The sequence below is a fragment of the Acinetobacter sp. 243_ASPC genome (genome assembly GCF_001054715.1).
Classification (GTDB): domain Bacteria; phylum Pseudomonadota; class Gammaproteobacteria; order Pseudomonadales; family Moraxellaceae; genus Acinetobacter; species Acinetobacter soli.
The window spans coordinates 24,228-33,889 of record NZ_JVOR01000118.1; the positions used below are offsets into that span (position 1 = coordinate 24,228).

Annotated in this window: 8 protein-coding genes and 1 pseudogene; 5 read left to right on the forward strand and 4 right to left on the reverse strand. The window is 35.1% G+C overall.

Translation table 11 applies throughout. The features are described 5' to 3' along the window. Nucleotide 1 precedes the first annotated feature (1 nt). Entirely contained in the window at nt 2–1,654 is a 1,653-nt protein-coding gene (locus tag ADA42_RS15680) for a nitrite/sulfite reductase (protein ID WP_004942744.1), read from the reverse strand. 40 nt (nt 1,655–1,694) lie between these two features. Further along, complete coding sequence (locus ADA42_RS15685) at nt 1,695–2,516, reverse strand: hypothetical protein (protein ID WP_048766142.1); 822 nt, start codon at nt 2,514–2,516, stop codon at nt 1,695–1,697. 290 nt (nt 2,517–2,806) lie between these two features. On the opposite strand from ADA42_RS15685, the gene ADA42_RS15690 reads away from it, so the two are divergent. The 3 genes from ADA42_RS15690 to ADA42_RS15700 all read left to right on the forward strand — a co-directional run bounded on the left by ADA42_RS15690 (nt 2,807) and on the right by ADA42_RS15700 (nt 6,860). Next, nucleotides 2,807–4,264, forward strand: a complete 1,458-nt coding sequence (locus ADA42_RS15690) for a cytochrome ubiquinol oxidase subunit I (RefSeq protein ID WP_048766144.1) — start codon at nt 2,807–2,809, stop codon at nt 4,262–4,264. Beyond that, nucleotides 4,257–5,261, forward strand: a complete 1,005-nt coding sequence (gene cydB, locus ADA42_RS15695; RefSeq protein WP_048766146.1) for a cytochrome d ubiquinol oxidase subunit II — start codon at nt 4,257–4,259, stop codon at nt 5,259–5,261. Before ADA42_RS15690 ends, cydB begins: the two co-directional genes overlap by 8 nt. 210 nt (nt 5,262–5,471) lie before the next feature. Then, entirely contained in the window at nt 5,472–6,860 is a 1,389-nt protein-coding gene (locus ADA42_RS15700) for a PLP-dependent aminotransferase family protein (protein ID WP_048766147.1), read from the forward strand. A gap of 329 nt (nt 6,861–7,189) precedes the next feature. Here ADA42_RS15700 and ADA42_RS15705 read toward each other — a convergent pair whose 3' ends face one another. After that, nucleotides 7,190–7,411 (reverse strand): helix-turn-helix domain-containing protein, encoded by a 222-nt coding sequence (locus ADA42_RS15705; RefSeq protein WP_029952260.1) that lies wholly within the window; start codon nt 7,409–7,411, stop codon nt 7,190–7,192. Between the two features lie 191 nt (nt 7,412–7,602). Here ADA42_RS15705 and ADA42_RS15710 point away from each other — a divergent pair, with 191 nt between their 5' ends. Next, complete coding sequence (locus tag ADA42_RS15710; RefSeq protein WP_004942731.1) at nt 7,603–7,854, forward strand: hypothetical protein; 252 nt, start codon at nt 7,603–7,605, stop codon at nt 7,852–7,854. A gap of 97 nt (nt 7,855–7,951) precedes the next feature. Here ADA42_RS15710 and ADA42_RS15715 read toward each other — a convergent pair whose 3' ends face one another. After that, nucleotides 7,952–9,151 carry a tyrosine-type recombinase/integrase gene (locus tag ADA42_RS15715; protein WP_048766149.1) on the reverse strand — a complete coding sequence of 400 codons (1,200 nt, stop codon included), beginning with the start codon at nt 9,149–9,151 and terminating at the stop codon, nt 7,952–7,954. Between the two features lie 262 nt (nt 9,152–9,413). On the opposite strand from ADA42_RS15715, the pseudogene ADA42_RS18165 reads away from it, so the two are divergent. Continuing rightward, nucleotides 9,414–9,662, forward strand: a pseudogene (locus ADA42_RS18165) (transposase); the annotation flags it as partial.

Below are 9,662 nucleotides of genomic sequence, written 5' to 3' on the forward strand. Positions count from 1 at the left end.
CTCAATTTATACCAGCATAAGCTCTTTCTTTAAAAGGCTGAATTGAGACACGTTGGTAGGTTTCCAAAAAGGATTCATGCTCTAAACGCAGATCTAGATAGGTATTGAGAATTTCTTCTAGTACATCAGGAATATCTTCCGCTGGGAATGAAGGCCCTAAAATATCACCAATAGTTGCATCGTGGTTAGAGTTGCCTCCTAAAGTAATTTGATAATACTCTGCGCCTTTTTTATCAACTCCTAAAATACCAATATTACCTACATGATGATGCCCACATGCATTCATACATCCTGAAATATTTAGATCAACTTTACCTAAATTATATAGAGTGTCTAGATCATCGAAATGACGAGCAATCGCTTCGTATACCGGAATTGATTTAGCATTTGCCAATGAACAAAAATCACCACCAGGGCAGCAAATCATATCTGTCAAAAAGCCAATATGTGCACGTGCTAGGTTTACTTGATCCAGTACCTTCCACAGTTCAAACAAATCCTTTTGGCGTACGTCGGTTAATGCAATATTCTGCTCATGCGTCGTACGGAGTTCGCCAAAAGTATATTGATCTGCTAAATCTGCAATTAAACGCATTTCATCGGAAGTCATATCACCTGGTGCTACGCCAGATCTTTTTAAGCTAATCGTGACGATGCGATAACCGGTCACTTTATGCGGATGAGTATTGATATTAAACCAATGTTTGAACTTTGGATAATGTCGAAATAAAGCTTCAAAATCATGATTTTCTAAGTTTTCATACGTAAATGGCTGAAATACAGCATCCATTTGTTCTAAAACACTTTGATGAATTTTTAGCTGCGTCTGAGTGTGTGCAAATTCAGCATCTACTTTTTTAGCAAAGCCTTCAGGGGTTAATGCTTTCACTAATATTTTGATGCGAGCTTTATACTTATTATCACGACGTCCATGTAAGTTGTATACGCGCATGATGGCATCTAAGTATGCAATTAAGTCTTCACGGGCTAAGAATTTTTTGATGATATGCCCCGCTAAAGGTGTGCGACCAAGTCCACCACCGACTTTAATTTGATAGCCTATTTTTCCTATTTCATTTTTAACAATATATACTCCGACATCATGAAAGGTTGTAGCTGCCCGGTCTTGTTCAGGATGGGCACAGACTGCAATTTTAAATTTACGCGGCAGAAACGAAAACTCAGGATGAAAGGTGCTCCATTGACGAATCAATTCACAAGTAGGACGTGGATCGGTCAACTCCCCTTCAACAACACCTGCATATTGATCGGTTGTAGTATTACGAATGCAGTTGCCACTTGTTTGAATAGAATGCATTTGTACAGTTGCCAGCTCCTGCAAAATATCAGGTACATCATCCAGCTTTGGCCAGTTTAGTTGAATATTTTGACGGGTTGAAATATGTGCATAACCTCGATCATACTTCTGTGCGACCTCCGCTACCTTACGCAATTGATTTGAATTCATTAAGCCGTAAGGCACAGCTAAACGTAACATTGGTGCGTAACGCTGAATATATAAGCCATTTTGTAAACGTAATGGTCGATATTCTTCTTCACTAAGTTTCCCATTTAAATAACGTTCGGTTTGATCACGAAATTGTGCGACGCGTTCATTTAATAAATTTTGATCAAAATCTGTATATAAAAACATCAGGTTTACCTATCTATTTACGCAATAAATATTAAATAAATTAAGCTAAAAAAGTTATCGAATTGCTAGAACCGGTATTCTGTAAAGAGGTTTGTACATACTCAGCATAGACAGATAATTTTTCATAAATATGCTCCGCATAAAACATATCTTCTACCAGTTGCTTGGCTTGCAATGGCGTGTAACGACCACTCAATGAGAGTAACTGTGAATTAAGTTTGGAGAACTTTTCACATAATTCGATATATTGTTGATCTTTGCGTTTAAATAATAACTGACGCATGTTTAATTCTGTAGAGTTTATAATTTTGTCCGATGGTTCAGTTGAAATAAGATGAATTTTGATCTTAAAAAACAGTTCTATAGTTTCTATTTTTTGAGCATTAAGTTTTAAGTTAGTAATCAAATAAATCTGTGTTACATCTGCTCGGCATAAGGCATTGAACATGGCATAATAGAAGAACTCCACCTCATCCAAATCGTTATCATGTAAATCAAGATAGATATTGAGAGCCTGTAACACGTCATCCACTTTCAAGTACGGCTTCTTCTCTACCTGATAATAACGATTTAATACATTCAACACAGTTTTTGTCGCTTGGCTATGATAGATGATGTTTATGTTTAAATTTCCAATAACAAAAGGTGCAAAAAGGTAAGCCAAACTTGCCTGCTCAGGCTGAATTGCTGATTGAATGATATAATCCACTTTAACTTTTGAAAGTTCACGTAGCACTTTCGCGCGCAGTAGCGTTGCCTCCAAATTTACAAATTTTTGTGCTAGTTTCTTTTTTAATTTTTCAGTAAATATACCTTGCTCTACAAGCTCAGGAATTTTATTTAGATTTTCTGTAACAAACATTTCCATACCATCTAGATTGATTCTTATTTGCTATTTTGACTATTTCAGAAAAACAATAGTAGTTACAGAATCAAGAAGTCTGAATATAACAGAGTCCTTTAATCTATATATCTGTTATATTTTTATCGCGTATTCTTGTATCTACATATTGAACTATTTGTGCTGCAAAATTTTGATAATTGTTCTAAGTAGGTAGTTTTGATGAAACGATCTATAGTTTTGTATAGCACTAAAATAAATAGTGTTGATTTAAAAAATATCAGAAAAATATGTTTCAAACAGGAGGTTTTATGAGCCTCGGTTTAACCGCACTTGAACTCGCAAGAATTCAATTTGCTTTTACAGTTTCATTTCATATCATTTTTCCAGCTACTTCGATTGGTCTGGCATGCTTTTTAACACTGCTAGAATGGAAATGGTTACGTACCCAAAATCCAGTTTATAAAGATCTATTCAAGTACTGGATTAAGATTTTTGCAGTCGCCTTTGCCATGGGAGTCGTATCAGGTATTGTTATGGCGTATCAGTTTGGTACCAACTGGAGTGAATTTTCTCGAATTGCTGGTTCCGTCACTGGTCCATTGCTAACTTATGAAGTACTGAGTGCCTTTTTCCTTGAAGCTGGTTTTCTCGGCATCATGCTCTTTGGTTGGGGGCGTGTAGGTCCTAAGGCACATTTTTTTGCGACATTAATGGTCGCGCTTGGTACGTGTATTTCGATGTTTTGGATTTTATCTTCAAACAGTTGGATGCAGACACCACAAGGCTTTGTTATTGAAAATGGTATAATTGTACCATCTGACTGGTGGGCTATTGTATTCAATCCATCCTTCCCCTATCGTTTTGCCCATATGGCAACTGCAGCGTTTCTTGTTTCTTCCTTATTAGTTGTAGGTACAGCTGCATGGCACCTGTTTAAAGGTCGTCGCGATGAATTAGTCAAGAAATCCTTCTCCATGGGACTGTGGATGGTGCTCGTAACTTCATGCCTGCAAGTGCTGATTGGAGATCAACATGGTTTAAATACTCTTGAGCATCAACCAACGAAATTAGCTGCAATTGAAGGTCACTGGGAAACTAATCATGATCATGGTATGCCATTGCTGCTATTTGCTCTGCCAGATATGGAAAATGAACGCAATAACTTAGAGGTGGGCATTCCGAATTTGGGTAGCTTAATTTTAACTCACTCTATGGAAGGTGAAGTTAAGGGCTTAAAAGAATTTGCTCCTGAAGATCGTCCTCCTGTACCCGTAGTGTTCTGGAGTTTTCGTATTATGGTAGGACTAGGTATGCTGATGGTGTTAATGTCTTTAACTAGCTTATGGCTGCGTAAACAAAACAAATTATATGAAACCCGTTGGTTCCATCGCTTTGCAACACTTATGGGCCCTACAGGTTATATTGCTTTGCTTGCAGGCTGGGTCACCACTGAGGTCGGCAGACAGCCTTGGGTAGTTTATGGAGTAATTCGTACTCAACATGGCTTATCGCATACCGTTACTGCCAATCAAGTCGGTCTTAGTCTAATCATTTTTGTATTGGTTTATACCGTGGTATTCGGTACAGGCATCTATTATATGCTGAAACTTATTAGATCAGGTCCTGTGCATATAGACAGTGGCGATCCGAAGCTTGCAGGTGTGGGACATTTTAAAACGCCTATGCGTCCCTTAAGCGCTGTCGAAGAATCTATTGATGACTCCAAAAAACCTTCCTCTACAGATAAGGAGCAACATCATGATTGATCTTGCATTAGTTTGGGTTGGTATCATTGGCTTAGGTGTGTTGATTTATGTGGTTATGGATGGCTTTGATTTAGGCATTGGTATACTGTTTCCATTTATTCAAGGACATCAAGAACGTGATGTTATGATGAATACCGTTGCCCCAGTCTGGGATGGTAATGAAACTTGGATGGTTTTGGGCGGCGCCGGTTTATATGCTGCCTTTCCACTGGTCTATTCTACTGTCTTATCTGCCCTGTATTTGCCGATCATTTTTATGGTAGTAGCGTTAATTTTCCGGGGTGTAGCTTTTGAATTTCGATTTAAAGCTTATCGGAGTAAGCCGCTATGGGATCAAGCATTTATTTGGGGTTCATTCTTCTCTAGCTTCTTCCAAGGAATCATTCTGGGAGCTTATATTCAAGGAATTGAAACACAGAATGGCATTTATAGTGGCAGCGCATTGGATTGGCTTACTCCATTCTCTTTGTTTGTAGGTTTGGGTGTCGTTATCATGTATAGCGCTTTAGGCTGCGCATGGCTTATCATGAAAACCGAAGCAGATTTACAAAAAAAAATGTATTCGCTTATGCCTAAGCTAATTATTATTTTATTACTTGTCTTTTGTGCAATCAGTATCTATACACCTATCAGCCATCCTGAAATTACACAACGTTGGTTTAGCTTACCTAATTTATTCTATTTCAGCCCAGTGCCTGTTTTAGTATTGATCTGTTCTGGACTTATTTTAAAGGCTTGTAGACAGCACAAGGATAAGAAACCCTTTGCTTTGACGCTAGGCTTAGTATTTCTAGCCTTTACAGGATTTGTAATTAGTTTATGGCCCAACATTATTCCGCCTTCAGTTTCCATTTGGCAAGCAGCGGCACCTGAATCAAGTATGAAGTTTACATTGGTCGGTGCTGTGATTTTGATTCCTATTATTCTGATTTATACCTTTATGTCTTACTGGGTATTTCGCGACAAAGTGCGTATTGGTGATGAAGGCTACCATTAAGTAAGGTGATCCTCATGAAAAAAATGCAAAATCGTTTGAATCCTACAGTATGGTTCATATTATTATGGTGTTTTGGTTTTCTGTCTTTAGTGTTAATCGCAGGATTCTTTAGATTACTCCTCAGCTTGGCTTATTAAAAGTATATTTGATAAAACCAACGGGTAGCCATGTATTCATGGCTATCCCTTTCTTATATGAGAATTACACTTTATGTTTAAATCAGAACAACTTGCTTTAAGCCTCAAACATCTGATTGAAACTGGAACCTGGAAAGCAGATGAGAAACTTCCATCTTTAAGACAACAAGTCGAAATTTCTGGATTTAGTTTAATGACAGTCATGAACGCCTATCAGGAGCTGGAAGCACAAGGACTGATCTATTCAAAAGAAAAATTAGGTTATTTTGTTGCTGAAAATCCTGCACAAGCTGCACTTGCAAAAAAGGTTATTGTTAATGAAAAAATTGAAATTAACTCATTAGTATTTCGTTACTTAAAATCTATTCAATCTGAAAAAATTGTTCCCTTAGGAAGTGCTTTTCCAGATAGCCAATTGCTTTATTCCCCAAAGCTAATGCAAACCTTGACACAACAGGCAAAGTACCGCGTCGGTTATGAGCAAATGCCAAGCCTACCGCCAGGAAACTACCAGTTGAGGAAACTAATTGCTCAACGCTATTGTATGCAAGGTATTTCTACCGATCCTTCTGATATTGTGATTACCTCTGGTGGACTAGATGCATTAAATCTCTCTTTAAGAGCTATGACTCAATCAGGTGATTATATCCTTCTACAAGAAACTATTTTCTATGGCGCATGGCAAGCAGCAGAAAATTTAGGTCTAAAAGTAATCACAATTCCAGAACATCCAGAACATGGGTTGGATTTGGAAGCCTTTAAAAAAGCCATAAGTAGCTATCCCATTAAAGTCTGTCTGCTAATGCTAAATAGCCATAACCCGATTGGCTTTACTGTTAGTGATGAAATCAAATTTGAGCTGGCGAAACTGCTGCACCAGCATGAAATCTATCTTATTGAAGATGATGTTTATGAAGAGCTTTATTATGACCAGAAAAAGCCATTATCGATGAAATATTATGACCAGCAGAATCTAGTATTACATTGCTCTTCCTTTTCCAAAACTTTAGGTGCAGGTTTTCGTATAGGTTGGGTCTATGCAGGAAAGTTTTCCGAGCATGTCCAGCATTTGCAATTGATGAGTACCATTTCAGTCAACTCCTTCATTCAAAATGCATTAGTAGATTATCTCTCTCACCGTCATTACGAGAAACATTTAAAAGAGCTTCGCACAACATTAAAACATCGTAAAAATCAATATTATCAATATTTAAACAAGCACCTGCCAGATAATTGCATAGTGAATTATTATCCCTCAGGTTATTTTCTTTGGGTAACATTACCTGAAGGTATGGATAGCATTCATATTTATGAAAAAATGATTCAAAATGATGTGGGTATAGCACCAAGTCTCCTTTTTTATAGCAAAAATAAGAAGCAGAACCATATTCGTATTAATTGTTCTTTTGAAATGAGCGATATTGTTACGCAAGCACTCGATCTTTTGATTGAACAGATTTAGAAAATATTGGTCTGAGTTTACTTTATGAATCGACTACAGCTAAAAAATTCTACACTCCAGACAAAATAATATTTTATTAAAACAAACTTAACATATCGGCATTCTATGATTTTTTAATCTCCCAGTTATTTTCTAAAGTTTATTGATTAGATCAACAACATTAATATTTGATAATATAATGATTTAAAGAGATTCTCGATAACAATAATTCTTTCTGTCTACTTTTTATGGTTCACTCATTACCATCAAAAGTCAAATTATCAACTAATACCACTATCAGTAGCTAGATATTAAACAGACAATCATTAGAACAAAGTTGAACAGCTCTATCAATCACTTAGTTCAGATTTGTCAGAATACTCAAATAGATCATGCATAGTGCAGTTAAAGTATTTACAGAGCTTATCAGCAACTGGTAATTCAATACGCACAGCACGATCATAATATAAACTTGTGAGCGTATTACGATTAATTCCTGTTGCATGAACAACATCACTCAACTTCAAAATTTTTCGATCGCCCATGAGACTGGATAATTTACAAGTAATCATATCTAAATTAACTTAAAAAATAACTTGCTGTGAGTTATTTTTAGTTGTCGGAACTATATTACTTTGCTAAAATAACCTACAGCAGGTTATTATGACTTTCAGAAAGTATTTTTAACCAATATTCAGTTAAATTATAACTTTTTCAACTTAAGGATTGAACCTAAGTTAGTTTTTTTGTAGAGATCAATACCATGATGAAAACTGAGTTACTAATTAGTCAAGAAGCACGTGATTTGGGTAACAAATTGATTAGAGGTATGAATATTAATAGCGGTTATGGATTAGCCAATCTACTCGGTGTCAATTCTTGCTATGACAATCACCAGGCAGTACTTATATGGACGTTTCATCAGATAGAAGAAGACCCATCGCTAAGAGATTTAATCAAAATTAAAAAACTCTTTCTTTCATTTTTTCCTGAAAGTGCTTATCAATTAGCCTAAGCTAGTAAATATTTACTTATTAAAAGGAAATTTAAATTTAGGTATACTAAAATACTATACTGTTTTATAGTGAAATTTTCTGTAATAAAGAAATGCTTCATTTAAGGTTCGTAAGATAATCACTCCACCATTGCATCATTTCGATTCTTTGAGTTAAATACTCAGCATGATTATAACTAGCTCGTGTTCTATTTTTATCAACATGTGAAAGTTGAGCTTCAATCCAATTTTCTTGAAATAATCCTGAATCATTTAATATAGTACTAAAGGTAGAACGAAGACCGTGAGAGGTTAATTGATTTTTATTATAACCCATCTTTCTAATTGCCATATTCAAACTATTGAAGTGAATAGGTTGATTATGTTTTCTTGGGCTTGAAAAAATATACTTCTCACCCAAAGACCATTGCATAGCATCTTTAATGATTTCTAAAGCTTGGTCTGAAAGTGGTACTAAAAAATCTGGAATATCGTAACCTAATAAAACTTTTCGTCTAAACTGTTTGATATGTAAAGCTGGTATTTTCCATATTTTATTAACTAAATCAATATCTTGATGTTTAGCTAGTAATAGTTCTGAACCTCGAACTCCTGTATGCAATTTAAAAAAAAGTGCCTTTTTTATAATTGGATGAACATTTAAAACTTTTAACTTACTAATAAAAAAATGTAAATTATCAGACTTTAAATAGGGATAGTTCTTTTTAATCTTATTATTAATAGTAATTTTATTTAAGCCATGAGCTATATTAAATTCACAATAACCCATTGCAACAGCATAGTCATATATTTGATTTAGATAACTACATGCTTTTTTAACCGGTTCTTTAACTTTTCTCGATTCAATTTTTTTTATTATCAATACCAAGTCATAACGTTTAATACTCTCAAAAGGGATATCTTTAATTTCTGTATAAATATCTTTGTGTAAGAATTTTTCTGCTAAATTTACTACTCCACATCTTGGTGAATCATCAAATGAATTATCTTTTTTAAACTGTAGCCATTCATCACATACATTTTTGAATGTAATTATTTTAGAATTATTAACTATTTCAAATTTAAAATTATTTTCTTTAAAACTATCTCGTGCCTGTCGAGCTTTTTTTAAAGACATATCTGGATACAGGCCTAGTTGAATGCGACGTCTTTTTCTTGTATCAGGATCTGTGTAACGATAACACCAAGTTTTTTTCCCGCTTGGATCAATTTTCAAGCTGAGTCCATCTTCATCAGATAAAAAACTCGTTTTATCTTTGGCGAGAGCTTGGCGAACCTTAACTTCAGTCAGACTCATGAATTTAAATGAAACCTACAACGAGCTTGGGAAGTTCAATTATATCAAAATAAATCGATTTGTATATGATGCGTATGATACGCATCATATATTTTTATAAGTAATTGTTAAATAATGTTTATATATAGATTGGCTAGCCCTTAGTAACCAATTAATTAACCATTGATTTCGCAAGTCTTAAATTAGCATTTGAAGTGCAACTCCATATGGCTTTGTTGCACAAAGCTATTCTTGAAGGTTTCTTCAGCAATATAATTTCCAAATGAAGAAGCTTATCCCTAAAATCTACCGTACAATCAATTGATCATAGTGTAATCAAGCTTTAATTAAGGGAGGAAATATTCCAATCTGGTTTGATCCCAAGACCCAAATGGTATCCACAATTACAAGGCCAACATGGACCAAATCAAACTTATTCCTATATAGCAATTCAATGCTGTTTAATGATCAAATCTCTATTCCGTCTTTCTTTACGTATGGTCACTGGCTTTGTGCAAAGTCTGATTAAACT